A 24,767-nucleotide genomic window follows, 5' to 3' on the forward strand; every position below is an offset into this window, starting at 1 on the left:
AAGGAAATATTGTAATTTTCACCTAATCGTACAAACATATCTTTCGCGTAGTCAGATATGGCATCGTCAATCACTTTTCTGCGATATTTTACGACCAGAACGAGATGATAATACAACAAGAACACTGAATGATTATTATTGTCTAATTTCATTGATATAACAACCTTTCTTTTATCTAAGACTGATTATATCATAGTACAAAAAAAGAGACAACTTTAGGCTACGCCTAACCGAAATTCATCTCCCACTTTCACTGGTGCTGGCGCACCTTCACGTTTAGAAGTAGGAGACTTCTTTCGGAGGGAAGTTAAAAGTATCGATTTTTTTACGAGAAAGAAGTACAATACAAATGAATGTTGTAAGTGCTTTAATTTCCAGATAGAAGGTGAAACGATGTATTTTGTTGATCGCAAAAAAATAGAACAAACCTTACAATGCTTAGAACAAGTCACAACGGTATTTTCACAAACTGAATCATATGAAACGCAGCTTCAAAAATATGCGTTAGAGCGTATGGCTCACTTGATGATTGATGCGGTGCTCGATGTAGGAAACGCATTAATCGACGGCTTTATTATGCGAGACCCTGGTAGCTATGAGGACATTATTGATATTTTGATGGATGAAAAAGTGGTTAGCATGGAAGAAGGTGGACATCTTAAGGACGTAGTACGCCTGCGTAAAATGCTGGTGCAAGAATATATTACGATGGATCATGAATATGTACTTCGAGTACTGAGAGATAAACTGTCCATCGTACAGGCGTATCCAAAGCATGTGCGCCGTTATTTGGAGCAAGAGCTTGGTCCAGTTTCTGCGTTCAGTAATTCGTAAGCAGCGAGAGGAGAGTCAGCATGAAGCGATATAAAGCGTATTTAATTGACCTCGACGGTACGATGTATCGAGGTGAAGAAAAAATTGAAGAGGCAAGTGACTTTGTTAAGCAACTGGTCGCGATGAATATTCCGTATTTATTTGTAACGAACAATTCATCCAGGCGTCCCGAGCAGGTGGCGGACAAGCTTCGCAGTCTAGATATTCCTGCAGGTCCTGAGCATGTGTTTACAACGAGCATGGCTGCGGCGAATTATATGTATGCCGAAAATCCCGAGGCTTCAGTATATATGATTGGAGAAGAAGGACTAGAAGCAGCTTTAAAAGAGAAGGAGTTTCGTTTTGAAGATGAAAATCCGGATTATGTCATTATGGGTATTGACCGTGATATTACATATGAAAAGCTTGCGAAGGCTTGTTTGGCAGTGAGAAAAGGCGCGAAGTTTATTTCTACAAACGGTGATATCGCATTGCCTACAGAGCGAGGACTTATGCCAGGTAACGGATCGCTGACGTCTGTGGTGGCGGTATCCACACAAATAAAACCATTGTTTATTGGAAAACCGGAACCCATCATTATGGAGCAGGCACTCAAGGAAATTGGGGTTTCGCCTGAGGATACGCTTATGGTCGGCGACAACTACGATACCGATATTTTAGCTGGTATCCGCGCTGGTGTGGATACTTTGCTTGTGCATACAGGTGTTACTACACCAGATATGCTCACAAGTTATAAAACACAGCCTACTTACGTTGTTCATTCGTTAACGGAATGGATGGATAAAATATAACATCATATTGTGAAATATTTATGTTGAACATGGAAGATAGTCGATATACCTTCAATCCGGATAGATAAGGAGAAAGGAAGAGTGCACGGGCTACTCTTCCTTTTTATTTTGATATAATTCTATCCTTTTTTGTGCCTAAGCAGTTGACTTCGCTTTTCGTGTCTAGCTCCAGCGGCTAGGTGCTGCCACCTAAGAACCGCGGCCACAAAAAGGCAAAGAGCGCCTTTTAGGGCCACGAACCTTAGGTTCTGCACCTGAACGAGCCGCTTGCGCTTTTCTATTCTTGATGTGCGGCTCTGTGGGCGAGGCGGCTTGAGGCGGCTGCAGCGATGGCACCAATAATATCGTCAAGGAAGGTGTGAATGTAGCCAGTAGATTTGTCATTGAGAAACTGAAGGATACCTGGTTTCATCTTATCAATGTAACCGAAGTTGGTAAATCCAATAGAACCGTAGACATTGACGATAGACAAAGCAATGACTTCATCAATCCCGTACAGACCTTCATCTCGTTTTACGATGCTTTGTAGAGGCTCGTCAAGCAGTCCTTTTTCAGCAAGCATATCAAGCTGAATACCGGTGACAAGGGCATTTTGGACTTCTCGTTTGGCTAGAACGCGTTCCACGTTATAACGACATTCTTCCATGGTGAGGTTAGGGTGATATTTCTCCTGCAGAAAAAATACAAGATCTGCGATATCTTCTATTTTTACACCGCGTTGTTGCAACAGTTCTAATGCTTTTTCTTCGATTTGATTGCCTCTATTCATTACATCACCTTTTCTTTTTTAATATTGTATACGTTTCATAGCGTGATTATGTGAACTGCTTACAGCGAAAAAGCTGTTAAAGTGAAAAAGCGCTCATATATATAAGCTAGAGAGAAAAATTTTGATAAAGAGAGACCGAAACAAGCCACTGCTGGCATGCTGTGATAGATGGAGGTGCTTCGATGAAGGAACTGCTGTATGAGCAGTACGGGATACGACCGAGCGATCTATCGATGCTTGGCCCGTATCAAAGCTTTTGGGTGCGCAATAAGGTGTATATTCTTATTCCAATCGGGAAGCGAAAAGAAGAAGAATTAATAGAAATGAAGCAACTTAGCGATTTTATGACGGAGCAGGGTGATTTGTCGGTGGCTGCATTTGTTCCTACTGTACAAGGATACTATGTGAGCGAAATCAGGGAAGTAAATTATTGTTTATTACGAGCTGTGCGCCAAACAGAGCGCAGTATGAATGAAGGACGGGAGCTTGGCATGTTTCATCTTCGGGGACGCTTGTATCCCGGTGAGATTAGTGAGCTCAGTCGGATTGGCGAGTGGCGAGAACTTTGGGAAAAACGCCTCGATCAATTGGAGAAGTTTTGGTACGGGCGTCTCACAAATCACCCTACTACTTCTTTCGAGAAACTGTTTATTAATTCCTTCCCTTATTACCTAGGACTTGCAGAAAATGCAATTCAATATGTAGTAGATACAGAATTAGATGCAGAACCGCAAGTAGCGGATGCGGCCACCATTTGTCAGCAACGCTTTACCGATCGCCTTTGGCGCCAAACGAATCACGTGAAAGTCCCAATCGATTGGGTGTTTGATCATCCGAGCCGGGATTTGGCTGAATGGGTTCGGCATATGTATGAAGAAGGGGAACAGGCAGAAGAGAAAATTATGACCTTTCTTGGTGAGTATGAAGCGGTTGCACCTCTCTCTGCGTTCGGATGGCGTTTATTATTTGCACGTCTTTTGTTTCCACTTCAATATTTTGAAACAGTCGAAGGGTATTATTTAAGCGGCGGCGGAGACCAACCGTTTTATCAAGATCGTATAGAACGAATTTTAGAGAAAACGAATGAATCGGAGCGTTTTCTGGCAAGTTTTTATCAAAGCATTCGTTTGCCCACAGAAACTCTTGGTATACCGAAGCTAGATTGGCTCACATAAAAAGGAGACCTGCGAAAGGTCTCCTTTTCTATACATTAAAATACTTGTTCTACTTCCACAACGCCTGGAACTTCTTCCAATAGAGCGCGCTCAATACCTGCTTTTAATGTAATAGTAGAGCTTGGGCATGTACCGCAAGCGCCCATTAGACGAAGCTTTACAATACCTTCTTCAATATCCACTAATTCCACGTCACCGCCGTCACGAAGTAAGAACGGACGTAATTTATCAAGCACTTCTTCAACCTGTGCAAACATTTCTTGATCTGCCATTGTTATCGACTCCTTTCTTCAGTTTTATTATAATCATTATAAGGAGAAAAATCTATTGTATACTACTGGGGTTTTTTAGGGTATAAAAAAGGGGGAACACATGTGGTTAAAATTAGTGTATACGGAGCAAAGGTAATCTGTGCGAGTTGCGTGGGAATGCCATCTTCGACAGAAACGTTTGAGTGGCTACAAGCAGCGATTGGCAGAAAGTATCCCGAGTATGCGTTTGAATTTCAATATGTAGATATTTTTGAAGAGCAAGATAATGAAGAACAAAGGGAATTTGCAGCGCGTGTGATTGAAGAAGACTTGTTTTACCCCGTTGTATTAGTAAATCAAGAAATTGTAGGAGAAGGAAATCCGCGCTTGAAGGATATTTATGCAGAGATTGATAAGTACATAACGTGATCTTACTAAGGTCACTTTTTTATGGATAAACAATAACAAGAAATAAAATTTGTGATGGTTTGTATTATATTCGTGTCATTATACTGCCTTGGCTAAAGAAGCTTCGCCGTGTGGCGAAGCTTCTTTAGCCATTGTGGTGTTTATACATCCATAAAATCCCTGATTTTAATAGACGTGGTACGCGGCCCATCAACGCTTGGTTTGCAAGTAGGCCAAAGCCATGTTTCTTGCCAAGTGACCCTAAGACCCCTTTAAGTTTAATCACGGGCATTGTTTCCGGCAACTCTTCTTGTTTCCAACGTTTTTGTAAAATAGTAACAATTTGCTCCGCTTGTCCTTCTGCGAGCTGTGCAGAAGGTGCGTGAGGCAGACTTGCGCAATCGCCCAACACATATACGTTTTCATAATTTGGTATATTATGATACTTTGTCAGCACCACGCGACCACTGTTGTCCTTTTCGACTGGAAGTTGTTGTACGACTAAGCTTGCTTGAATACCTGCTGTCCATACAATTGCATCGCATGGAATCGCTTCCTCATGGTTGTGCAGAAGGTGGGGTTCTACCTTTGTAATGTTAGAGTTACGTATAATAGTAACATTATGCTTTACAAACCAGTCCTCAACATAAAGACTTAGCTTTTTAGGAAACATAGAAAGGATGCGTTCGCCGCGATCAAACAGTAAAATGTTCAAATCTGGTCTGCTTTCACGCAGTTCGCTGGCCACTTCCACCCCGCTTAAACCAGCACCAACAATACCAACGGTTGCATGAGGTGCAAGACCGTTCAATTGTTGATAGGTTTGTCTGGATTTTTCAATCGATTGCACACTGCATGTGTACTCTTTTGCACCAGGTACATTGTGATACTTGTCTTCACAGCCAAGACCGATAATGAGATCGTCATAGCTTACAGTTTCCCCATGCTGTAATTCTACTAATCTCGCATCAATATCAATGTTGACAATTGTACCGTATTTCACAGTCAAACGTGGATGCTCTGGGAACGGAATGCGAATATCAGTTTCTGAAATAGTTCCCGCTACCAATGCATAATACTCCGTTTTAAAGCAATGATATGGCACTTTGTCAATAAGTGTAACTTGTGTGTCGTCCGGAAGGTTAGGAAGAAGACGTTGTAAAATTCTCATTCCACCGTATCCGCCACCGAGAATAACGAGGTGCTTCATGATGGATTACCCCTTTGCTTATAAAATGATCCATAATACAATAATATATTGAAAAAATTTCGAAACTTTACCCACAAAAATTATATCGAATTTGTGAACAAATAACAATGTATATCTGTGGTATTTATGCGGAAAACAAACATATTGACGCTATATGTAAAAACGTTTACAGTTACGATAGAGAGGTGAAAATCGTGATTAAACCGTTAATAGAATTTTGTGTAAGTAATTTAGCGAACGGCTCACAACGTGCGATGGCAATACTGGAAAAAGATCCGAATGTAGATGTGATTGAATACGGTTGTCTTGGCTACTGCGGTGTATGCTACGAAGGTCCGTATGCAATGGTCAATGGAGAAGTCGTAACCGGTGAGACACCTGAGCAATTGGTTGATCATATATATGAATACCTAGAAGAAAACCCAATGTTTTAAGCGCCTTTTTGGTGCTTTTTGTTTTTTGTGGCTAAAAGTAGCGTCGTTAGAAAAATCTAAACAGGAGTATAATAATTGAGTTGATAGTATGAACGTACTTTGGGGGTTCGAAGGCATCGCTGTCCTGTTTCTGCTAGCATTTATTTTATGAAAGCAATCTGGGGTAGATAGCGGACTTGCTTCTGTATCTGGGTCTACATTGTTCGGCTATGCCGTATTATACGGATTTACAACTCTCTCATCCGTAGCCCTTTTTCTAGGAGGAGTTGGAGGAATGGCGCCAAGTAGGTGTGCTGATATTGCGCGCTACGGTTTGCGAGCGATTATTACAGGAATGTTTATCTAAACAAAAAAAAGAAAAGCCAGAGGCTTTTCTTTTTTATGAGAAACGGGGGATGTTCCTATTGTGCTCAAAGTGCGTCCATTTTATACTTGAAACAATTCATTTTTTTTTGAGGTGAAAACCGATGAAACAAATTTCTTTTACAAAAATGCATGGATTGGGCAACAATTATATTTACATCAATCTGTTTGAAGAGCAATTGGCAGAAGAAGACATGCCAGAGCTTGCTCGTAAGGTCTCAGATATTTACAGAGGGATTGGTTCGGATGGAATGATTTTGATTTGTCCATCTGAAAAGGCACCTGTAAAAATGCGTATTTTTAACAAAGACGGATCAGAAGCAAAAAGCTGTGGCAATGGTTTGCGCTGTGTAGCAAAATATGCGTTTGAACATAAACTGGTACAAGAGCCTGTGTTTCAAATTGATACCATCTCTGGTCCGGTGACGGCCGAGGTTACTGTCAAAGATGAGCTAGTAGAATACGTAACAATTAATATGGGACAGCCGCGCTTACGCCGAACGGATCTTCCTATGTATGGTGGCGCAGAGACGTTTACATTTGAGGATAAAACCTATGGACTAACGCCTGTGTCAATGGGAAATCCGCATGTTGTATTATTTGTAGAGAATATTGAGGCTGCACCGCTTACAACACTTGGTCCCATTTTAGAGAAGCACGAGATGTTTCCGGAAGGGGTAAATGTAGAGTTTGTAGAAGTAATTAACGAGGTATCTATGCATTTCCGTGTATGGGAACGTGGATCTGGTGTGACGCAAGCATGTGGCACGGGTGCTTGTGCCGCCGTAGTTGCTGGGGTTTTAAAGGGATATATGCAACGAGGCGAAGAGATTACAGTGCATTTAGCGGGAGGAGATTTATTCATTACTTGGACAGAGGCCGGAGAGGTTATGATGAAAGGGCCTGCCGAAGTGATTTGTACCGGTGTGTATCAATATTGAGACTGCGAATTTGAGCAAGTATATGTAAAGCGTTATAATAAATGGGGTAGTGGATAGGTACACGATACGTGTTTGATATAGGAAAGGAAGTGTAACAATGATTGTTGTAACAGAGCAAGCGGCATTGCAAATTCAGGATATGATTAAGCAAGCTGACGAAGGTGAGCAATTTGTACGCCTGGCGGTAAAAGGCGGCGGCTGCAGCGGTCTTTCCTACGGTCTTGGCTTTGAACCGGAAGCTGGTGAGAACGATGAAATTCTTACCTTTCATGGTGTGAAGTTTATCATTGATAAACAAGATGCCCCTGTTTTACAAGGTGTGAAGATTGATTACAAGCAATCCATGCTTGGCGGCGGCTTTACCATCGATAATCCGAATGCGATTGCAACATGCGGCTGCGGTTCGTCTTTCCGCACCGCGACAAATCAGGGAACACCAGAACAGTGTTAACTTAACACGAAGCCCGTGCAGTGCAGGGGCTTTTTACATTTGCGGGAGCAGCCCAAAGGTAGCTGGAATCATTAAAAAAGGAAGAGTCGCGGCTCTTCCTTCTTTAGTCAAAACGCCGGACTGTTGGTACACGTAATGCAACAAACAGTGCGAACAAAATAATAGTAACGGCGCCGCTTTTTAAAATCATGACAATCGGTATACCAAACGTAAGAAGCATTGAGGTAGCGGCATAAGAAAGCGGGATAAGCCCCATTGAGGAAAGCATCATTAAGCTCATCACGCGCCCCATCATGTCTTCTTTCACTGTAGATTGGATAACAGCCATCAAAGGAAGTGCTGCCATAGCAAGTGCTATACCAAATAAGCCGCTTGCGAGCAATGCTTGCCACACTATATCGCTTTGTGTAATAAAGAAAAAGGCAATGCCTGATAAAAACAGCATGATGATACAAAAAAGGCCGCGGCGGCGCTGAATATTCAACAGACCAACTGTAATGGCCCCAATCGCCATACCTCCCCCTACAGATCCTTCCAAATAGCTGAATAACACAGAATCACCATGCAGTACATTCTTTACAAAAATCGGAAATCCGATTTGCATGGGTCCGATGAGAAACAGGTTTAAAAATGCGCTGCAGATGAGAAGGGTCGTTAGAAATGATGATTGCTTAACGTATAAAATTCCTTCCTTTATAGAGGTAAGTATGGCTCCATTGCGCGTTTCCTGTTGAGTTCCGCTTTTAATGTGATATACGAGAAACGCTGCAGAGATGAGAAGAACAATTGCCAATGCAAACACAGCTTCGTAGCTGGTGACCTTCAGCAAAAATCCAGCTAAAACAGGTCCTAAAATAAGTGAAGATTGATTGGTCATTTGTGTAATAGAGTTAGCCTGTGTTAAACGATGCTTTGCCACGAGCTCCGGTAAAATAGAACCATCTGCAGACCAAAAGAAAGCATCTGCAAGTCCAAAACAGAGTGCAAAGATTACAAGTGTGTATAATGTAACGTCACCTGCAACAAGCCATAGTAATAAAATACTCACGAGCACAATGCGAATCATATTTGAGATGAACATGATATTCTTTTTGGGAAACTTATCTGCAACGGCGCCGCCTACAATCATAAATACCAGTCTTGGGACACTTGATGCAAGGAGCACAAGACCTAGTGAAGCTTGCAAATTTAAAGTTTTGACGATATACCATGTTTGCGAAAACGTGAATAGCGCGAGCGCGAAGCTTGAAAATAAGGTAGCGCTCCATAAATACAGGAAGTTACTATTGCGAAACAACGAGGTACTTTTACTCGAAGCCGCTATGATGTGAGATTGCCTGACATTTTCCATCATATAATCTCCTTGCTTTAGAATGCGGGCTCAATCTATGTACAGTATGACAACTTGTTTCTATTTTGATACCCTTTTTTCATTGTAGACAATGCTATACGAGTTGTACAAGGTCTTTTTACACAAAAGGCTGTTCACCCATTGATTAAAGCGGAAGGGATAAGACTTTCGACTATCCCTGCGGCCGAAAGCAACAGAGAACGTTAGCAAAGTCTATACAAAAAAAGAGCCGAAATCGGCTCTTCTTAAAATAAGCTTGTGCTGTGCAGTGGTTGTACTCTTGCTTTTGGATCAATGTAAGCTTTCGCGTTATTTACAGCAGTCGGTGCTTCACCGAAGCCGGACGCGATGAGCTTTACTTTTCCGTCGTACGTACAAATGTCACCAGCTGCGTAAATGCCCGGGATATTGGTTTCCATTTTGGAGTTTACTACAATGTTATTTTTCTCAATTGTTAAGCCCCAATCTTTAATTGGTCCCAAAGAAGAAACAAAGCCGTAGTTAACGATTACATCGTCAACATCCAGAACTACTTTTTCTTCTGTTTTTACATCTTGAATTACGACTTGCTTAATATTGTCGTCACCAATTAATTCCGCTGGTACGTAAGGCGTTTTAATATCTACGCGCGAATTCATCAGTAGTTCAACGCTATGCTCATGCGCGCGGAATTTATCGCGACGATGGATAAGTGTAACCTGTTCAGCAATCGGCTCAAGCATAAGCGCCCAGTCTACTGCGGAATCGCCGCCGCCAAATACAACAACGCGTTTGCCAGCAAACTTGTTCATATCGTCTACGAAATAATGTAAGTTCTTCTTTTCATATTGCTCTACATTCTCAAGCTCTAAGCGGCGTGGCTGAAATGCACCGTTTCCAGCTGTAATAATGACTGTTTTGGAATAATGTGTATCTTTATTGGTTACAAGCTTAAATACGCCGTCTGCTTGCTTTTCAATGGTTTGTACAGCCTCTTCCAAGCAAACTGTCGGCTCGAATTTGCTCATTTGTTCTTTTAAATTATTTATCAGCTCTTGTGCGCGAACCTTTGGAAAGCCGGCCACGTCATAGATGTATTTTTCAGGATATAGCGCGGAAAGCTGACCGCCAAGCTGCGGTAGGCTTTCAATGATTTTCACGCTTGCTTGTCGCATCCCTCCGTAGAAGGCTGTGAACAATCCTGTTGGTCCTCCGCCGATAATGGTGATATCGTATACCTTTTGTTCTGTCAAAGCGATCTCCCTCCAAATCAAAGTGTAATAGTTCTCAATGTACGTCGTACAAGTGAAACTGCTCACAAAAAATCATACCATAATTTCTTGAAAAAAACTTAGAAAAAGACCGTATTTCCAGACTTCTACTGTATATATTCAATGAAACAACAAAAAATAAATGCCAAACAGAAAAAGAAAGCACTTTCATTAAATTCGTTACGGATTATGTGAATAACTGCACTTGAAAAATGGCTAGAAAAAGCATAATATAATGTAGGTGTATGTTTCGTTTTTGTGACAAATTTTTTACTTTTTTATGAATTGTCGATAAAGTTCGACAAATACTAATTATATTGCATACTTATTTTATAGAGAAGGATCGTGATTAGGGTGAGAAAGCCGAAAATAGTTATTCTTGGTGCCGGATACGGCGGTATGATTACCACTGTCCGTCTCCAAAAAATGCTGTCTGTAAGCGAAGCGGAAATTACGCTTGTAAACAATAACAGCTATCATTACCAGACAACATGGTTGCATGAGAATGCGGCAGGTACATTGCACCATGATAAAACACGTCTTGAAATTAAAGATGTAATTGATTCTAGCAAAGTAAACTTCGTACAAGATACGGTTGTAGAAATTAAGTCTGCAGAAAAGCGTGTTATCCTTCACAATGGTGAGCTTGAGTATGATTATCTTGTAGTGGGTCTTGGCTTTGAATCTGAAACATTCGGTATTAAAGGCCTGAAAGAGCATGCATTCTCAATTGCTAACATTAACGGCGCACGTCAAATCCGCGACCATATTGAGTATATGTTCTCTCTATACCCAACACAAAAACGCGACGAGCTACTAACAGTTGTAGTCGGCGGTGCTGGTTTTACAGGTATTGAATTCTTAGCGGAGCTTGCGAACCGTGTTCCTGAGCTTGTAGCTGAGTATGATGTACCTCGTGAAAAAGTGCGCATTATTTGCGTAGAAGCTGCACCAACAGTATTGCCTGGATTTGATCCTGAGCTTGTTGAATATGCCGTGAAGTTTTTAGAAAAGCGCGGCGTGGAATTCCGCATCGGCACAGCGATTAAAGAAGCTACAGAAGAAGGTATTATCGTAGCAAAAGGTGAGGAAGTAGAAGAAATCAAAGCAGCAACAGTTGTATGGGCAGCTGGTGTACGCGGTAACGCACTTGTGGAGCAATCCGGCTTTGAAGCAATGCGCGGCCGTATCAAAGTTGATGAGTACATGCGCGCACCTGGTCATGATGATGTATTTATCGTTGGTGACGCTGCATTAATCTTTAATCCTGAAAATGATCGTCCTTACCCACCAACTGCACAAATCGCAATTCAAGAAGGTTACACAATTGCGCAAAACATTGCAGTTATGGTACGTGGCAAAGGTGAAATGAAGAAGTTTGTATTCGATAACAAAGGTTCCGTATGTTCACTTGGTCACGATGATGGTATCGGTGTTGTAATGGGCAGAAAGATTGTCGGATGGCAAGCTGCTTTCATGAAAAAAGTAATCGACAACCGCTACTTGTTCCTACTAGGCGGTCCATTATTAGTATTGAAAAAAGGTAAATTAAAGTTCTTTTAAGATAAGATGAGCAAAAGCCGGTGCGCTTTTGCTCTTTTTTTAAAGGTAGTGTGTTAAAGCCTGATGCTGCTAAGTGGTACTTGTTGATTAAAGTGAAGAGGGTGAGAATCCTGCGGAAAAGCCAGGCTCCCGAAAGCAAACGAAATCAACAACGAACTTTAATCGATCCTAAATGTCACTTAGAATGAAGGAGCGGGGAATATGAGCAAACGAGGTAAGGTGTGGCTCGGTGTGAGTGGTTTAGTCATAACAGAAGATGGAAAATGGCTTGTGGTGAAAAAGAGTTACGGGGGATTAAAGGGCGTATGGTCACTTCCGGCCGGTTTTGTTGATGAAGGGGAAACGGTTGACCAAGCGGTGCAACGTGAAGTACTGGAAGAAACGGGAATACATACAGAGGTTAAAGGTGTGATTGGGGTTCGTTCTGGTGTAATTCGAAATGAAATCAGCGATAACATGATTATTTTCAGCTTAGCGCCGTTACATGAGCGTATTGTAATAAAGAGCGATGAGCTAGAAGATGCGCAGTTTTTACAGCCATCCCAATTTGCAAATGATGAAACGGCTTCGGTATTATTACGTTATTTGGCGCAAAGTATTTCCGCACCACCTTTTCCACTACGAAAAGATATGAACCCAGGCACTCATTTTGGATATACAGCCTATCATGTATTTCTTCCTGAAAACAGAAATTGACGACCTTGCGCACGTTTTGTACACTTAAGACAGCAAGAGGGAAAAAGGGGAGAAATACATGAGTATTCCAGTATTGTTCATTTCAATGATGTTGTTTTTTGTGTTGTTTTTCGGAATTGGCTTTTTGTTAAATATGATCTTACGTAAAACATGGATTATGGCAATCTTGTACCCGCTTATTTGCATTGCTATTATTGATAAGGTCAGCACCTTCGATTATATCAGCAATCCATCAGAGGCATTTGCTTCTTTAACAGAACATGCCACATCCCTAGGTCAAGCAGACATGATTATTTTAACGACCGGCTTAGTCGGAGCTATTCTTTCCGGCATCATTATTAAGACACTTCGTCAAAAAGGATATCAAATGTTCTAAACCTCGCTGCCGCGAGGTTTTTTCTATAATCAATTGTAGAGAATTCTGATAAAAGTTGAATTTGGCCGATAGAAGAATGAATTTGGCCGATAGAAGAATGAATTCGGCCGATAGGAGAGAGAACTCGGCCGCTAGGACTGCGAAGTTGGTCTTAGAAGATAAAAAAAGAGAGGGGTTATCGCATAAAAATGATTGTCATGGCCAACACTAGTCGTAAAGGAGTGTTGAAATAAGCATGACAATACGAAAAGTTGCGATTCGCTTGTTGATGACGAGCGCATTTCTTTGTGCGCTTGCTGTTACTGTGTTTGCAATTACTGGGTTGCGCGTAGAGCACTTTGTTAAAAAAACAAGTCAATCTGTCACAAGTGTAAAAGCTGAGGAGCTATCCCCAATTACGCTAGAAGAATTTGAAGATTGGGATCAAAAATATCCTTCAATGATGGTAAAGGCAACGGGCTATACAGCAGGTGTGGAATCAACAGGAAAACGACCGAATCACCCGCAATACGGCATTACTTATTCTGGTGTTCGCGTAAAGCGGGACTTATATTCTACTATTGCTGCAGATCTTAACGTGTTTCCGATTGGAACTGTTTTGTTCATTCCGGATTATGGTTATGGTGTTGTGGCGGATAAGGGTGGGGCTATTAAAGGAAACTCATTGGACTTATATTATGAAACGGTGCAAGATGTATATAAGCAGTGGGGTAAAAAAGAATTAAAAGTATATGTGGTTAAGATGGGAAATGGGAAATTAACAGAAGAGGATATGAACCGCCTAAACGAAGATAAGGCAATGCAGGTGTTCCGCCAACAATATCGAAAGTAGCTCGGATAAATCGTCCGGGCTATTTATATTGCACGGAATCTTCGCATTTTTCAACAAATACAGCTATAATAAAAACATATACTTGGAGGTGTTAGGATGTTTCATATACAAGAACAGTTAGGTACACATGAGGTAGCCATCATTGGTATTTTTGAAGGAGCAACAGAGCTAGAAGTCGGTTTAAATGGACAATTAAGTACGCTTGTAGCAGAGGGTGATATCTCTACCCGAAAGAAATCTGTATCTAAAGTACATGCGCTTGGACAAAGTGATGTGAAGCGCTACGTATTCGCTGGCCTCGGCAATGCTGATACCTATACAACAGAGTTGCTGCGCGAAACAATGGGTAAGGTATTTCAGTCTGTAAAGGGTATAAAAGCAGATAACATCGCAATTGAGCTAGATTCATTTGTATCGGGTCATATTGATGTATTAGATGTAGCGCATATTGCCGCAGAGTCTTATTACTTGGCCACATATGAGTTACAAACATATAAAACGAATAAAAAGGAACAAAAACCAAGTCCCTCTCTCGTGTTCATCACAAAAGCTGATGCACAAGAAGTGCAAGCTGCTCTTTCTGTCGGTGCTGTGTATGGAAAAGCAACAAATATGGCTCGTACGCTTGTAAATATGCCGCCGAATAAGCTAACAGCTAGCGATCTTGCACATCATGCAATTCAATTGGCAGAAAAGTACGGTATGGATTATAAAGTGCTGGAAAAAGAAGAAATACAAGAGCTTGGTATGGGGGCGCTTTTAGCCGTTAACCAAGGTTCTGTCAACCCACCTAAGGTGATTACTATCTCTTACCAAGGTAAAGAAGAATGGACAGATGTAATTGGACTTGTGGGCAAAGGTATTACATATGATACAGGCGGGTACTCCTTAAAGCCGCGTGAAGGTATGGTTGGTATGAAAGGAGATATGGGCGGTGCTGCAGCTGTTTTAGGCGCCATGGAAATCATCGGCGAATTGCGTCCAGAGCAAAATGTCGTGATGGTTATCCCAGCTACTGATAATATGATTAGTGGCGCTGCATTTAAACCAGATGATGTTATTACATCTATGAGCGGTAAAACGATTGAGGTGTTGAATACAGATGCGGAAGGGCGCTTGGCGCTTGCAGATGGCATCACGTATGCAAAGCAGCTCGGAGCAAATTATCTTATTGATGTAGCAACGTTAACAGGTGGTGTGATTGTCGCGTTAGGTAACCATACGACAGGTGCGATGACAAACGATGAAGGATTTTATGAGCAAGTATTGGAAGCTGCTTTAGAAACGGATGAGCCAATTTGGCAATTGCCAATTTTCGAACGTGACAAGGAGCGAGTGCGGGGCAGTAAATTTGCCGATTTGAATAACTCTCCAGGGCGCGATGGTCATGCTATTATGGCAGGGGCGTTTTTAGGAGAATTTGCGGGAGACACACCATGGGTGCATTTGGATATTGCTGGTACATCTGAAACCAAAGCGGCGCATGATCTTGGTCCAGCAGGTGCAACTGGTGTAATGGTACGTACATTAGCAACACTTGTAGAACGCTTTTCATGATAAGAAAGAGGTAGAAAAGATGAAACGAGTTAGAAAGGCCATTATTCCTGCAGCGGGTCTGGGAACACGCTTTTTGCCTGCGACTAAAGCGATGCCAAAAGAAATGCTTCCGATTGTTGATAAGCCAACCATTCAATATATTGTAGAGGAAGCCATTCAATCGGGCATTGAAGATATCATTATTGTAACAGGAAAAGGAAAACGCGCGATCGAAGATCATTTTGACCATGCGTTTGAATTGGAACAAAACCTATTTGAGAAGGAAAAATATGAGCTTCTAGAAAAGGTACGAGCTTCTTCTAAAATGGTGGATATTCATTATATTCGTCAAAAAGAACCGAAAGGACTGGGACATGCAGTATGGTGCGCACGAAAATTTATCGGCGATGAGCCGTTTGCCGTACTGCTTGGCGATGATATTGTGCAAGCTGACAAGCCGTGTCTACGTCAATTGATGGATGAGCATGAGCGTACATTTTCATCTGTGATTGGTGTACAAACGGTTGATGAAAGTGAAACGCATCGCTACGGTATCATTGATCCGATTGAAAGAGATGGCCGTCGCTATCAAGTCCGTCAATTTGTAGAAAAGCCAGCAAAAGGTACGGCACCTTCTAACTTGGCGATTATGGGTCGCTATATTTTGACTCCTGAAATTTTTATGTTTTTAGAGGAACAGGAAATTGGCGCAGGTGGTGAAATTCAGCTAACTGACGCAATCCAAAGGCTAAATGAAATTCAGCGTGTGTTCGCATATGACTTTGATGGCAAGCGTTATGATGTAGGTGAAAAGCTTGGCTTTATTCAAACAACTATTGAAATGGCGCTGCAGCATGACGATTTACGTGAAGATTTACTGCAGGTTATGCAGCGATTGTTAGAAGAGAACACCGTAAAAAGCACGCTGGAATAATTAGTGTATATACAAATACATATAAGAAGAGGAGCAAATCGCTCCTCTTCTTATATGTTCAATCGCATGGAAAGGAGCGTTAGATGGATAAAAAACGTCAGCTATATAACTACTTATTTTTAGGAGCCTGTGCAAGTGTATCCAAAATGGTTATATACTTTTTTATCTTAACGATGCAAGAGGATATAGGTAGTACATGGGTGGCACAAAGCATGTCATGGACTATTTTTATGCTTATCTTTTATATTACAACTAAGCAGTTTGTGTTTCAAACGAAGCGAGCAGATATACAAAGTGGAGCCAAAGAATTTGGTTTATTTATTGCTGCATCACTCATCAGCATGGCAGTAGCTATTGTATTTTATAATGGACTTGTTTATCTTGTGAACATTAAGCCATTATGTGCGGTAATTGTGAATATAATTGGATTTGGCACACACTTTTACATAAGTAAGTACTTTGTTTTTGCACCGACAAGTCAAGATAAGCAAATCCAAGAAAAAATGGCTGCAAATTAAAAAAGCACGGAAAAATCCGTGCTTTTATGCTGTACGAGAATAAGCTGTTCCAGAGCTGGTAATCGCACGGTAGATACGAGGGGCGATGACTGCTCCTAAAATGGTAAATGCTAAATCTTTTACCATAAACCACATCATGATTTTCCAAGCTGTTGCGTATTCCATGTCTGCCTCTAACCATACATTTGCAGCAGCGTACATATAGTTCGTACCAATCACATAAATAAGAGCAATACCAACTAAAGAGGAAATCAAAAAAGTAGAGAAGGTCGGGATTACCTTGCTTTCGACGATTTTTCCAGTTACGTAGGCAACAACAATGTAAGAGAGAATAAAACCGCCAGACATGCCTAAAACAGTATCAATTCCTGCGCTAAATTGAGCAAATACCGGTGCCCCCGCAATACCAACTAGCATGTAAACAGTCATAGACAGTGCCCCCACTCTGCTACCAAGTAACAATCCGGCTAGGATTGCAAAAAATGGTTGCATTGATAGAGGGATACCAGCTACTTGTAAAAAAGGAGCCCAAGACGTGATGTTTGCGCCAATTGCCATAAGCGCAACAAACATAGCAGCTAAAGTTAAATCAAGTGTACGAAACTTGCGCATTTTATGTTAACCTCCAATAGTGTTTTGGTTAACAATATCGTAACGGGACGCGCATTACTTGTCAATCAAAATCTTCTGATACTTGCCTTTCAATTGTTCTTGCAGCAGAGTGTACGGAATGCGGAATTCTGGAATGCCAGAAGAATAAGGAGCGAGTTCATACAATGGAAAATAGACAACAAGATTTTCTGTCTCTAAAAAGAATTTCAATTCACTAATTTTACAAATTTTTTCAGTTGCATCTGGAAAAAAGCTGTCCTTATTTTGTTGTATTTGTTTAAGAATTTCTTGCCGAATCATTTGTTCATAGCCTGCTCCTGTAAATAATTCTGCTAGCATAAGCTCTTTTTCTAAGTCAATATCAAACGTATTAGCTCTCCACTCATACATACCATGCGCGCCGCCGGTATATTGATAGTAGCTTGTATACAAGCTCAGTAGTGGCTTGCGGTTATAAGTGATTTTATAGTCTGTACTTCCCACGTAGGGATGAATACTAAGAGCCCCTTTGTTTTCATCGTAGTATTGCTTGGCCTCTTTTTCTAATTTGCGCTTGAACATCATCATTTTTGTACTGTAATATTCATTCAACTTTGTTTGAAACACTTCGTTTTTTAATCCACTAAAATGAGGGATACGCAGCTGATATTCAAAATACTCATTTTTTCCTTCCTTTTTCTCTTCTTCAGCAAGAAGCGGTGCATGGGAAGGCAATACAGGGCGATCCGCATAGGTGTGAACAGGAAATAGAAAAACGAACAGGATGATCCAAAAATAGCGTAGTTTCATATGCAATCTCCTTATATACAAAGTGAATTCATATCGTATGTAGAATGTATATTCTTTTAAAAGGACTATACATGCGAGCGAAGAGTTCTTGTTTATATACAGTTTGCGAGGAACAAGTTATAATTATGCATAATATGGAAATATGAATCTGACATTAATAAGGGAGCGGATGATAAATGGCAAAAACTTTGATGGAAGCTTTAGGAATGGAGATGAAAGAGTGTACCCCTGAGCGAGTGGTTATGACCATGCCAGTGAACGGAAGTACACATCAACCGTTTGGTTTCTTGCACGGCGGAGCATCGGTAGCGCTCGCCGAAACGGTGGCAAGTGTCGGTACATATGCGCTCATCGATTCTGAAACTCAATTATGCTTTGGACTAGAGATTAATGCGAACCATATTCGTTCTAAGCGAGATGGAGTAGTAACTGCCATCGGGACGCCTTTGCATAAAGGAAAAACAACCATGGTTTGGGATATTAAAATTGTCGATGAGCAAGAGCGACTACTTTGTATTTCCCGTTGCACAGTTGCTGTTACAGATAAGCGTTAATTAGAGCAACAGTCTCTTTAGATGGAGCGATTTGTACCTACAGAAAATCATTTACATATTTTTTCTTGTATTGTAAGATATATGTATAAATAATTATATACTCCAAAGGGGAGTAGCATCAGGTATATCCTGAAACAAGGTCGTCATTCCGTGAGTGTTCTCACCGGCTTTGTTGGCATATGACCATGTCTTGCAAGACCTTTGCCATTTTTCATGGCAGAGGTTTTTTTGTATTTTGGGGAGAGGGGAATAAAGATGAAAAAGACGAAATTAATGATGTTAGGCATTACAACAGCTTTTGGTGGAGCGATGGCAGGCTGCGGAGATGAAGATGTACCGCCAAAGCCACAAGATCCATATTGCTCCCAATTTGAGTACGACCACGGTGATGAGGAATGGGAATGTGACGAACGAGGTTCTCGTCATTATGGCTACTATTATATTGGTAACACAGCGTATCCAGATACTGATAGCGGGAAATCATCTGTTAAAGCAAAGAAGGGATTTGGTAGCGGCAGTACGTCGACAGGATCGTAGTTGCCAAATAACTTAGCAAAGTCGCCAGATTATTTTAGAAAGTTATCAAATTATCGCAAGAAGTCCCCAGAAAAAGTGCCAAACTTGCTGAATTACGAAAAAAAGGGTGTCGCATAGACACCCTTTTGCTATTAGAAGTTAATTTTGTTTTCCAAGAAGTTCTTCAATTCTTCGATTGGCATGCGAACTTGCTCCATTGTGTCGCGGTCGCGCACCGTAACCTGACGATCTTCGACAGAATCAAAGTCAAATGTGATACAGAACGGTGTGCCGATTTCATCTTGGCGGCGATAACGTTTACCGATAGAACCTGTTTCATCAAAGTCTACCATGAAGTGCTTAGACAATTCGCTGTACACTTCCATTGCATGGTCAGATAGCTTTTTAGAAAGCGGTAGAATGGCCGCTTTGAACGGCGCCAATGCCGGATGGAAGCGCAATACCGTACGAGAGTCATTTTCTAGCTGCTCTTCTTCGTACGCATCACATAGAAATGCCAGCGTGACGCGATCCGCACCAAGAGAAGGCTCGATGCAATATGGTACGTAACGCTCATTTGTTTGCGGATCTACATAATTGAAATCTTCGTTAGAGTGCTCCATATGACGTTTCAAGTCAAAGTCCGTGCGGTCAGCAATGCCCCAAAGCTCGCCCCAGCCGAACGGGAATTTAAATTCAATATCTGTTGTTGCGTTGCTATAGTGAGACAATTCATCTTCACCATGATCGCGTAGGCGTATGCTGTCTTCCTTCATGCCAAGCGCAAGCAGCCAGTCGCGGCAATAGTTACGCCAGAATGTAAACCACTCCATATCCTCGCCTGGTTTACAGAAGAACTCAAGCTCCATTTGCTCGAATTCACGCGTACGGAATGTAAAGTTACCCGGTGTAATTTCGTTACGGAAGCTTTTACCGATTTGGCCGATACCAAATGGAAGCTTTTTGCGCATAGAGCGCTGTACATTTTTAAAGTTGACGAAAATACCTTGTGCCGTTTCTGGACGCATGTAGATTTCGTTTGTGCTGGATTGTGTTACACCTTGATGTGTTTTAAACATTAAGTTAAATTGGCGAATTTCTGTAAAGTCATTGCTGCCGCAATCCGGACATGTGATGTTATGTTCTGTAATGAGCGCAGCCATTTGGTCAAAGGAAAGACCATCTACAATCATTTCGATGCCTTTTGCTTCCAAGGCATTTTCAATTAATTTATCAGCACGATGACGCGCTTTACATGATTTACAGTCAATCATCGGGTCGTTAAAGTTACCAACGTGCCCAGATGCTACCCAAGTTTGTGGGTTCATCAAAATTGCTGCATCAAGACCTACGTTGTATGGAGATTCTTGAATAAACTTTTTCCACCATGCTTTTTTTACGTTGTTTTTCAGCTCAACACCTAGCGGACCGTAATCCCACGTATTTGCTAAACCTCCGTAAATTTCAGAACCCGGGAATACAAAGCCACGGTGTTTTGCTAAATTTACGATTTGTTCCATTGAAGCCATATGAAAATCCTCCTTTAAAATAAAATACAAAAAACGCTCATCCCACGGCGTAATGCCTAGGGACGAGCGTTTGCTCGCGGTTCCACCCTAGTTGACATGCGTATGCATGCCCACTTTGAAATTGTATTGCTCGGGACTGCCGTTTCCTTGCTCATATCAGGCTCACACCATCCCTGAATCGCTTTGGTTGCAAGTACTTATAGGTCCGTCATTGCTACTATATAAAAGATGCTAACATTTTAACATGTTCTATCGCAAACGACAAGAGATACTCTAGTATATGCATTTGCTTTGATTGGGAACATGTCTTTCTTTTATACAATCTGTCCGGATGCTTTGTTTTTTATACCAATATGCTTGAGTGCTTCTCGTTTACTAAGGGGCGCAAGGTGATGGTTCTGAACGAACTGTCGCACCGCATCCGCATCGGTTTTTGCATATTCACGAAGCACCCAGCCGATTGCTTTTTGAATGAAAAATTCTTTGGAGTGACTGAGCTCCTGGATGAGGGAAAAGAGAAGCTGTATGTCTGTTTTTTGTTTATATTTGAGCTGAAATAAAAGCGCTGTTCGTTGCAGCCATATATTACCCGACTGCATCCACTTTGTTACATATTCATCAATGTGTTCGGGAGAAATGGTGAAAATGGTTCCGACAAGCCGAGGGGCAATATAGTCGACAGTGTCCCACCAAGACTTTGTTGTAATGATTTCTTCCATGAGCGGTAAAAAAGAAGCATTCATATGTTTTATGTTCTTTTCAAGTAAATCTAGCGCGACAATTGTATATTCGCGCTCGTGCAACTGCCATAAGCCCCGCACAATTGCTGGTAATTGCTGCGGCGATGGTACCCCGTATGCAAGTAAAAAATGTTTCAGCAAAGCTTTCCGTTCCGGTGTTTGTATACCGAGAAAGGGAAATTGATTCTTCATATAACGGCTCATAGCTGCCGCTTTTTCGGGATTGCGATGTGGCTCGAAATGTGCCTGCAATGCTACAACAAACGCATCCATGATAGTTCCTCCTTACTATTTTTTATAAGCATAACACGAACTTATGTTCTTTTGGCAACAAAAAAGAAAAAGCCGTAGCTTTTTCTTTTACATTAAGTAACGCAAGTAAATATAAGCATGAGAAATTAAGAGTGATACAATCATAATGGGAAAACCGAACTTTAAAAAGGTCATGTAGCTAAAACCGTGTCCCTCGCGGCTTGCGATACCCGCTACAATTACGTTCGCGGATGCCCCGATTAATGTACCATTCCCACCTAGACAAGCACCGAGCGCAAGTGACCACCATAATACATCAATTTCAGCAGCAGACGGTGACAAGCCAAGTCCAATCGCCATATCATTAATAAGCGGAATCATGGTTGCTACAAATGGAATGTTGTCAATTGTCGCAGAAGCAATACCAGACACCCATAAAATAAGTAGAGATGCAAAGCCAATATCGCCGCCTGTAATATTCAGAACTTGCTGAGCCAGTGTTTTAATCAGGCCGATATCAATTAGACCGCCGACCAACACAAAAAGTCCGGCAAAGAAAAAGATCGTTACCCATTCTACATGCGCAAACACTTCTTCAATTTCATGCTCCTTCACACCGATAAGCATAAGAACTGTTGCGCCTGTCATTGCAATAACAGCGGCGTCCACGTGAAGAATGGAGTGAAGGACAAAGCCAAGAATGGTTAAGCCTAATATCGTTAATGATTTTATCATCAACTTACGATCTTTGATGTAGCTGTTTTCATCTAAATCCATCAGCATTTTAATTTGCGCTGCATCTGTTTGTAACTGCTTGCGATAGATAAAGTAAATCATAAGTGCTGTTACGCCAATGATTATGGCCACAACAGGCGCCAAGTTGAATAAAAAAGCATTAAAATCAAGGTGTTTATTGGCAGACCCAATCATAATGTTCGGTGGGTCTCCAATAAGTGTTGCAGTACCGCCGATGTTAGAGAAAATAACCTCTGACATTAAGTATGGAACTGGATTTACTTTTAAAATACGTGTAATGGATAAGGTAACTGGCACAACAAGCAGCACCGTTGTTACATTATCTAAAAACGCAGAGCCTAGTGCTGTCAGCAAAGACAAGATAATTAAAATCCGAATGGGATTTCCTTTTGCTTTTTTAGCGGATTTAATGGCGACGTATTGGAAAACACCCGACTTACTGGTGATGTTTACAAGAATCATCATGCCAATTAAAAGGGTAATTGTTCCCCATTCAATATGGTGTGTGAATGCTTGATGTAAATCTACGATGCCAAATAACACCATTAAGGCACCGCCTAGCAAGGCGATTACCGCACGATTTAATTTTTCTGAGATGATGATTGCGTATGAAATTAAAAAGACTGCAATAGCAAAATAGTATTGAAAATTGGAAATTTCAGTAGTTGTTTCGTGCAAAATCTCTGCTCCCTTCCAGGTATTATACCGAATGTTTTTGTAATGTGGCAAAATGCACACTATTTTATTATAAAAGAAGCGAGGAAATTGTGTAAATGAATATTGCTTTTGGATGTATAAAGTAGCACTTCAACATTTTTTGAAATTCGGTTCTTGTCAATGTTGTTTTATGAAAATATTTGTTATATTGACACATATACATAAGATACACACTTATCAAGAAAAAACTCGCAGCATGATATACTGAAAAGGGAGGAGGGATTAGAATGGAGGGGGCTCAACTATTATTTTTGGATTTTGAGTTTACCATGCCGGAAAGCAAGCGGAAGCCGCACGGGTTTTATCCTGAAATCATTGAGGTTGGCGCAGTGTTTGTACAAGAAGATGTACAGGATACATTTTCATCATATGTAAAACCGACGCGTTTTCCTCTTTTAACAGAACGTTGTAAAAGTTTTCTGAATGTGTCGCAGGAAGATATTGATGGTGGTATTTCGTTTTTAGAATTAATGGTGAAACTTCGTCAATATGAAGGTGCAACGCTTATTACATGGGGAAATATGGATGTGCGTGTATTACGGCAAAACTGTGAAGCGGCAGGCATTGTATATCCATTTCAAACTCATCGAGACTTGTCATTGGAATACAAGCATTTTTTTGGCGATCGAAACCAGACTGGACTTTGGAAGGCGATTGAGTCGTATGGCAAAAAAGGAACAGGTAAACATCATCGGGCGCTAGACGATGCTTTAACCACATACAATATTTTTAAGTTGGTAGAAAAGGATAAGCAATATTTAGTAAAACCTGCACCGCCTACAATCGGAGACCGAGTAGATTTTAGCAAGCTACTAAAGCGTGTAAGCACAAACTAAAGGCCAAATTACTTTTTAAAAGTAATTTGGCCTTTGGTTTTTTATAACTTATACTCCTTTTGTAGAACGGCTAAGTTTTCCAAGCAACGCTTTGCCCAAGGAGAATTTTCTTCTTGAAGCTCGGCTATTTGGGTCTCTAGTGCTAAACGTAATGATTCTTTATAATCAGGGACTTCTCCTTCATATGGTTTGACCATGTGAATTGGAATGTTTGTTTGTTCTCTGTACGCTAAAGCACGACGCTCGTGAAACAGCGGCACATCAACTTGCTTTATGCTATGTAAATCACCTTGGGTCGGATGTTTTACAACCGCAAGCACTTTCACAAGATAGTGCTGCGGACGCACCGCGGTAATTTCCCCAATATATGTGCCCGTTTTATAAAAACCCTTTACTATTGTACCAACTTCCACAAAAACCCCTCCTTTTCTTTCATCCTACAAAACGAGAAAGGTAAAGGCAAGGTTGTCTTTTTGCGGTATAATGAAACATATACGTGTCAAAAAGGGGTGTAGACATGCCATTTTTATATTTTCCTGAAGATAAGACCGAGTATATCCCGGCATTTATTATCTGTATCATCTTTTTAATCGGCGCTATATTAACATGGCGACTATTTCAAAAGATTTCAAAGCGTGATGCAGAAAAGTTTAAAGAACTTGAAAAAACGTTAATGAACGCGAATCACAAAGACGGGGGACCTGCATAAGCAGGTTTTTTTATGCTCTTTTTTGTGCCGAGAACCTTAGATTCTGTGCCTAAACAGTCGGCTCCGCTTTTCTG

General features: G+C 41.1%; 30 protein-coding genes and 1 pseudogene. 19 read left to right on the plus strand and 12 right to left on the minus strand.

All coding sequences use genetic code 11. The annotated features are described in order from the left end of the window. The coding region (locus tag EEJ45_RS16210; protein WP_187695363.1) for a transposase at positions 1 to 152 on the minus strand (152 nt) is incomplete at its 3' end. A 241-nt stretch (positions 153 to 393) separates the two neighbouring features. Here EEJ45_RS16210 and EEJ45_RS16215 point away from each other — a divergent pair. Further along, a complete protein-coding gene (locus EEJ45_RS16215) occupies positions 394 to 834 on the plus strand; it encodes a DUF86 domain-containing protein (protein WP_124565835.1) in 441 nt (146 codons plus the stop codon). A gap of 20 nt (positions 835 to 854) precedes the next feature. Continuing rightward, the gene (locus EEJ45_RS16220; protein ID WP_124565836.1) at positions 855 to 1,625 is read left to right on the plus strand and encodes a TIGR01457 family HAD-type hydrolase; all 771 of its coding nucleotides are present in this window, start codon (positions 855 to 857) and stop codon (positions 1,623 to 1,625) included. Between the two features lie 277 nt (positions 1,626 to 1,902). On the opposite strand, the gene EEJ45_RS16225 is transcribed toward EEJ45_RS16220, so the two are convergent. Beyond that, positions 1,903 to 2,394, minus strand: a complete 492-nt coding sequence (locus EEJ45_RS16225; RefSeq protein ID WP_124565837.1) for a phosphatidylglycerophosphatase A family protein — start codon at positions 2,392 to 2,394, stop codon at positions 1,903 to 1,905. A gap of 182 nt (positions 2,395 to 2,576) precedes the next feature. Between EEJ45_RS16225 and yutH the strand changes: the two genes are divergently transcribed. Then, the gene (yutH, locus tag EEJ45_RS16230) at positions 2,577 to 3,569 is read left to right on the plus strand and encodes a spore coat putative kinase YutH (protein WP_124565838.1); all 993 of its coding nucleotides are present in this window, start codon (positions 2,577 to 2,579) and stop codon (positions 3,567 to 3,569) included. A gap of 35 nt (positions 3,570 to 3,604) precedes the next feature. Here the strand turns inward: yutH and EEJ45_RS16235 are convergent. Continuing rightward, positions 3,605 to 3,897, minus strand: a pseudogene (locus EEJ45_RS16235) (NifU family protein). A 46-nt stretch (positions 3,898 to 3,943) separates the two neighbouring features. On the opposite strand from EEJ45_RS16235, the gene EEJ45_RS16240 reads away from it, so the two are divergent. Next, the gene (locus EEJ45_RS16240) at positions 3,944 to 4,249 is read left to right on the plus strand and encodes a YuzD family protein (protein WP_124565840.1); all 306 of its coding nucleotides are present in this window, start codon (positions 3,944 to 3,946) and stop codon (positions 4,247 to 4,249) included. Between the two features lie 124 nt (positions 4,250 to 4,373). Here the strand turns inward: EEJ45_RS16240 and EEJ45_RS16245 are convergent, their stop codons facing one another. After that, positions 4,374 to 5,438 carry an NAD(P)/FAD-dependent oxidoreductase gene (locus tag EEJ45_RS16245; RefSeq protein ID WP_124565841.1) on the minus strand — a complete coding sequence of 355 codons (1,065 nt, stop codon included), beginning with the start codon at positions 5,436 to 5,438 and terminating at the stop codon, positions 4,374 to 4,376. A 194-nt stretch (positions 5,439 to 5,632) separates the two neighbouring features. Here EEJ45_RS16245 and EEJ45_RS16250 point away from each other — a divergent pair, with 194 nt between their 5' ends. From EEJ45_RS16250 to EEJ45_RS16265, 4 genes are all read left to right on the plus strand, one after another. Further along, a complete protein-coding gene (locus EEJ45_RS16250; RefSeq protein ID WP_124565842.1) occupies positions 5,633 to 5,872 on the plus strand; it encodes a YuzB family protein in 240 nt (79 codons plus the stop codon). Positions 5,873 to 6,071: 199 nt separating this feature from the next. Continuing rightward, complete coding sequence (locus EEJ45_RS16255) at positions 6,072 to 6,218, plus strand: nucleoside transporter C-terminal domain-containing protein (RefSeq protein ID WP_124565843.1); 147 nt, start codon at positions 6,072 to 6,074, stop codon at positions 6,216 to 6,218. Between the two features lie 121 nt (positions 6,219 to 6,339). After that, positions 6,340 to 7,176 carry a diaminopimelate epimerase gene (gene dapF, locus EEJ45_RS16260; protein WP_124565844.1) on the plus strand — a complete coding sequence of 279 codons (837 nt, stop codon included), beginning with the start codon at positions 6,340 to 6,342 and terminating at the stop codon, positions 7,174 to 7,176. A 97-nt stretch (positions 7,177 to 7,273) separates the two neighbouring features. Further along, positions 7,274 to 7,627, plus strand: a complete 354-nt coding sequence (locus tag EEJ45_RS16265) for a HesB/IscA family protein (RefSeq protein WP_124565845.1) — start codon at positions 7,274 to 7,276, stop codon at positions 7,625 to 7,627. A gap of 103 nt (positions 7,628 to 7,730) precedes the next feature. Here the strand turns inward: EEJ45_RS16265 and EEJ45_RS16270 are convergent, their stop codons facing one another. Further along, positions 7,731 to 8,978 carry an MFS transporter gene (locus tag EEJ45_RS16270; RefSeq protein WP_124565863.1) on the minus strand — a complete coding sequence of 416 codons (1,248 nt, stop codon included), beginning with the start codon at positions 8,976 to 8,978 and terminating at the stop codon, positions 7,731 to 7,733. 245 nt (positions 8,979 to 9,223) lie between these two features. Further along, positions 9,224 to 10,216, minus strand: coding sequence for a ferredoxin--NADP reductase 2 (yumC, locus tag EEJ45_RS16275; protein WP_222928034.1), 993 nt, complete (start codon positions 10,214 to 10,216; stop codon positions 9,224 to 9,226). 366 nt (positions 10,217 to 10,582) lie between these two features. On the opposite strand from yumC, the gene EEJ45_RS16280 reads away from it, so the two are divergent. From EEJ45_RS16280 to EEJ45_RS16310, 7 genes are all read left to right on the plus strand, one after another. Continuing rightward, the gene (locus tag EEJ45_RS16280) at positions 10,583 to 11,791 is read left to right on the plus strand and encodes an NAD(P)/FAD-dependent oxidoreductase (protein WP_124565847.1); all 1,209 of its coding nucleotides are present in this window, start codon (positions 10,583 to 10,585) and stop codon (positions 11,789 to 11,791) included. A 201-nt stretch (positions 11,792 to 11,992) separates the two neighbouring features. Next, positions 11,993 to 12,487 carry an NUDIX hydrolase gene (locus tag EEJ45_RS16285; protein WP_124565848.1) on the plus strand — a complete coding sequence of 165 codons (495 nt, stop codon included), beginning with the start codon at positions 11,993 to 11,995 and terminating at the stop codon, positions 12,485 to 12,487. Positions 12,488 to 12,545: 58 nt separating this feature from the next. After that, positions 12,546 to 12,863 carry a YuiB family protein gene (locus EEJ45_RS16290; protein ID WP_124565849.1) on the plus strand — a complete coding sequence of 106 codons (318 nt, stop codon included), beginning with the start codon at positions 12,546 to 12,548 and terminating at the stop codon, positions 12,861 to 12,863. 235 nt (positions 12,864 to 13,098) lie between these two features. Beyond that, the gene (locus EEJ45_RS16295) at positions 13,099 to 13,695 is read left to right on the plus strand and encodes a 3D domain-containing protein (RefSeq protein ID WP_164464315.1); all 597 of its coding nucleotides are present in this window, start codon (positions 13,099 to 13,101) and stop codon (positions 13,693 to 13,695) included. A 96-nt stretch (positions 13,696 to 13,791) separates the two neighbouring features. Beyond that, the gene (locus EEJ45_RS16300; protein WP_124565850.1) at positions 13,792 to 15,252 is read left to right on the plus strand and encodes a leucyl aminopeptidase; all 1,461 of its coding nucleotides are present in this window, start codon (positions 13,792 to 13,794) and stop codon (positions 15,250 to 15,252) included. Positions 15,253 to 15,271: 19 nt separating this feature from the next. Further along, positions 15,272 to 16,165, plus strand: a complete 894-nt coding sequence (gene galU, locus EEJ45_RS16305; RefSeq protein WP_124565851.1) for a UTP--glucose-1-phosphate uridylyltransferase GalU — start codon at positions 15,272 to 15,274, stop codon at positions 16,163 to 16,165. A gap of 83 nt (positions 16,166 to 16,248) precedes the next feature. Next, entirely contained in the window at positions 16,249 to 16,683 is a 435-nt protein-coding gene (locus EEJ45_RS16310) for a GtrA family protein (RefSeq protein ID WP_124565852.1), read from the plus strand. 24 nt (positions 16,684 to 16,707) lie between these two features. Here EEJ45_RS16310 and EEJ45_RS16315 read toward each other — a convergent pair whose 3' ends face one another. Both EEJ45_RS16315 and EEJ45_RS16320 read right to left on the minus strand, forming a co-directional pair. After that, positions 16,708 to 17,295, minus strand: a complete 588-nt coding sequence (locus EEJ45_RS16315) for a biotin transporter BioY (protein WP_124565853.1) — start codon at positions 17,293 to 17,295, stop codon at positions 16,708 to 16,710. Between the two features lie 54 nt (positions 17,296 to 17,349). Beyond that, entirely contained in the window at positions 17,350 to 18,084 is a 735-nt protein-coding gene (locus EEJ45_RS16320; RefSeq protein ID WP_124565854.1) for a DUF3298 and DUF4163 domain-containing protein, read from the minus strand. Positions 18,085 to 18,260: 176 nt separating this feature from the next. Between EEJ45_RS16320 and EEJ45_RS16325 the strand changes: the two genes are divergently transcribed. Together EEJ45_RS16325 and EEJ45_RS16330 are read left to right on the plus strand one after the other, a co-directional pair. Further along, complete coding sequence (locus tag EEJ45_RS16325; protein WP_124565855.1) at positions 18,261 to 18,638, plus strand: hotdog fold thioesterase; 378 nt, start codon at positions 18,261 to 18,263, stop codon at positions 18,636 to 18,638. 255 nt (positions 18,639 to 18,893) lie between these two features. After that, positions 18,894 to 19,175 carry a hypothetical protein gene (locus EEJ45_RS16330; RefSeq protein WP_124565856.1) on the plus strand — a complete coding sequence of 94 codons (282 nt, stop codon included), beginning with the start codon at positions 18,894 to 18,896 and terminating at the stop codon, positions 19,173 to 19,175. A gap of 131 nt (positions 19,176 to 19,306) precedes the next feature. Here EEJ45_RS16330 and EEJ45_RS16335 read toward each other — a convergent pair whose 3' ends face one another. From EEJ45_RS16335 to EEJ45_RS16345, 3 genes are all read right to left on the minus strand, one after another. Continuing rightward, positions 19,307 to 20,683, minus strand: coding sequence for a glycine--tRNA ligase (locus tag EEJ45_RS16335; RefSeq protein ID WP_124565857.1), 1,377 nt, complete (start codon positions 20,681 to 20,683; stop codon positions 19,307 to 19,309). Between the two features lie 314 nt (positions 20,684 to 20,997). After that, complete coding sequence (locus EEJ45_RS16340; RefSeq protein WP_124565858.1) at positions 20,998 to 21,696, minus strand: DNA alkylation repair protein; 699 nt, start codon at positions 21,694 to 21,696, stop codon at positions 20,998 to 21,000. An 87-nt stretch (positions 21,697 to 21,783) separates the two neighbouring features. Then, on the minus strand, positions 21,784 to 23,109 hold the full coding sequence (locus tag EEJ45_RS16345; RefSeq protein ID WP_124565859.1) for an ArsB/NhaD family transporter: 1,326 nt from the start codon (positions 23,107 to 23,109) through the stop codon (positions 21,784 to 21,786). Positions 23,110 to 23,375: 266 nt separating this feature from the next. On the opposite strand from EEJ45_RS16345, the gene kapD reads away from it, so the two are divergent. Beyond that, a complete protein-coding gene (kapD, locus tag EEJ45_RS16350) occupies positions 23,376 to 23,984 on the plus strand; it encodes a 3'-5' exonuclease KapD (RefSeq protein WP_124565860.1) in 609 nt (202 codons plus the stop codon). A gap of 41 nt (positions 23,985 to 24,025) precedes the next feature. Here the strand turns inward: kapD and kapB are convergent, their stop codons facing one another. Then, the gene (kapB, locus tag EEJ45_RS16355) at positions 24,026 to 24,397 is read right to left on the minus strand and encodes a kinase-associated lipoprotein KapB (protein ID WP_124565861.1); all 372 of its coding nucleotides are present in this window, start codon (positions 24,395 to 24,397) and stop codon (positions 24,026 to 24,028) included. Between the two features lie 104 nt (positions 24,398 to 24,501). Here kapB and EEJ45_RS16360 point away from each other — a divergent pair, with 104 nt between their 5' ends. After that, positions 24,502 to 24,693: a hypothetical protein gene (locus EEJ45_RS16360; RefSeq protein ID WP_124565862.1), complete on the plus strand. Its 192-nt coding sequence runs from the start codon at positions 24,502 to 24,504 to the stop codon at positions 24,691 to 24,693. The last annotated feature ends 74 nt before the right edge of the window (positions 24,694 to 24,767 follow it).

Source organism: Ectobacillus antri (assembly GCF_003852715.1).
Taxonomy (GTDB): domain Bacteria; phylum Bacillota; class Bacilli; order Bacillales; family Bacillaceae_G; genus Ectobacillus; species Ectobacillus antri.

Coding starts and splice junctions, on each gene's coding strand:
- EEJ45_RS16215 (WP_124565835.1), top strand. CDS start 394: ATGTATTTTGTTGATCGCAAAAAAATAGAACAAACCTTACAATGCTTA.
- EEJ45_RS16220 (WP_124565836.1), top strand. CDS start 855: ATGAAGCGATATAAAGCGTATTTAATTGACCTCGACGGTACGATGTAT.
- EEJ45_RS16225 (WP_124565837.1), bottom strand. CDS start 2,394: ATGAATAGAGGCAATCAAATCGAAGAAAAAGCATTAGAACTGTTGCAA.
- yutH (WP_124565838.1), top strand. CDS start 2,577: ATGAAGGAACTGCTGTATGAGCAGTACGGGATACGACCGAGCGATCTA.
- EEJ45_RS16245 (WP_124565841.1), bottom strand. CDS start 5,438: ATGAAGCACCTCGTTATTCTCGGTGGCGGATACGGTGGAATGAGAATT.
- dapF (WP_124565844.1), top strand. CDS start 6,340: ATGAAACAAATTTCTTTTACAAAAATGCATGGATTGGGCAACAATTAT.
- EEJ45_RS16265 (WP_124565845.1), top strand. CDS start 7,274: ATGATTGTTGTAACAGAGCAAGCGGCATTGCAAATTCAGGATATGATT.
- EEJ45_RS16270 (WP_124565863.1), bottom strand. CDS start 8,978: ATGGAAAATGTCAGGCAATCTCACATCATAGCGGCTTCGAGTAAAAGT.
- EEJ45_RS16285 (WP_124565848.1), top strand. CDS start 11,993: ATGAGCAAACGAGGTAAGGTGTGGCTCGGTGTGAGTGGTTTAGTCATA.
- EEJ45_RS16290 (WP_124565849.1), top strand. CDS start 12,546: ATGAGTATTCCAGTATTGTTCATTTCAATGATGTTGTTTTTTGTGTTG.
- EEJ45_RS16295 (WP_164464315.1), top strand. CDS start 13,099: ATGACAATACGAAAAGTTGCGATTCGCTTGTTGATGACGAGCGCATTT.
- EEJ45_RS16300 (WP_124565850.1), top strand. CDS start 13,792: ATGTTTCATATACAAGAACAGTTAGGTACACATGAGGTAGCCATCATT.
- galU (WP_124565851.1), top strand. CDS start 15,272: ATGAAACGAGTTAGAAAGGCCATTATTCCTGCAGCGGGTCTGGGAACA.
- EEJ45_RS16310 (WP_124565852.1), top strand. CDS start 16,249: ATGGATAAAAAACGTCAGCTATATAACTACTTATTTTTAGGAGCCTGT.
- EEJ45_RS16315 (WP_124565853.1), bottom strand. CDS start 17,295: ATGCGCAAGTTTCGTACACTTGATTTAACTTTAGCTGCTATGTTTGTT.
- EEJ45_RS16320 (WP_124565854.1), bottom strand. CDS start 18,084: ATGAAACTACGCTATTTTTGGATCATCCTGTTCGTTTTTCTATTTCCT.
- EEJ45_RS16325 (WP_124565855.1), top strand. CDS start 18,261: ATGGCAAAAACTTTGATGGAAGCTTTAGGAATGGAGATGAAAGAGTGT.
- EEJ45_RS16330 (WP_124565856.1), top strand. CDS start 18,894: ATGAAAAAGACGAAATTAATGATGTTAGGCATTACAACAGCTTTTGGT.
- EEJ45_RS16335 (WP_124565857.1), bottom strand. CDS start 20,683: ATGGCTTCAATGGAACAAATCGTAAATTTAGCAAAACACCGTGGCTTT.
- EEJ45_RS16340 (WP_124565858.1), bottom strand. CDS start 21,696: ATGGATGCGTTTGTTGTAGCATTGCAGGCACATTTCGAGCCACATCGC.
- kapD (WP_124565860.1), top strand. CDS start 23,376: ATGGAGGGGGCTCAACTATTATTTTTGGATTTTGAGTTTACCATGCCG.
- EEJ45_RS16360 (WP_124565862.1), top strand. CDS start 24,502: ATGCCATTTTTATATTTTCCTGAAGATAAGACCGAGTATATCCCGGCA.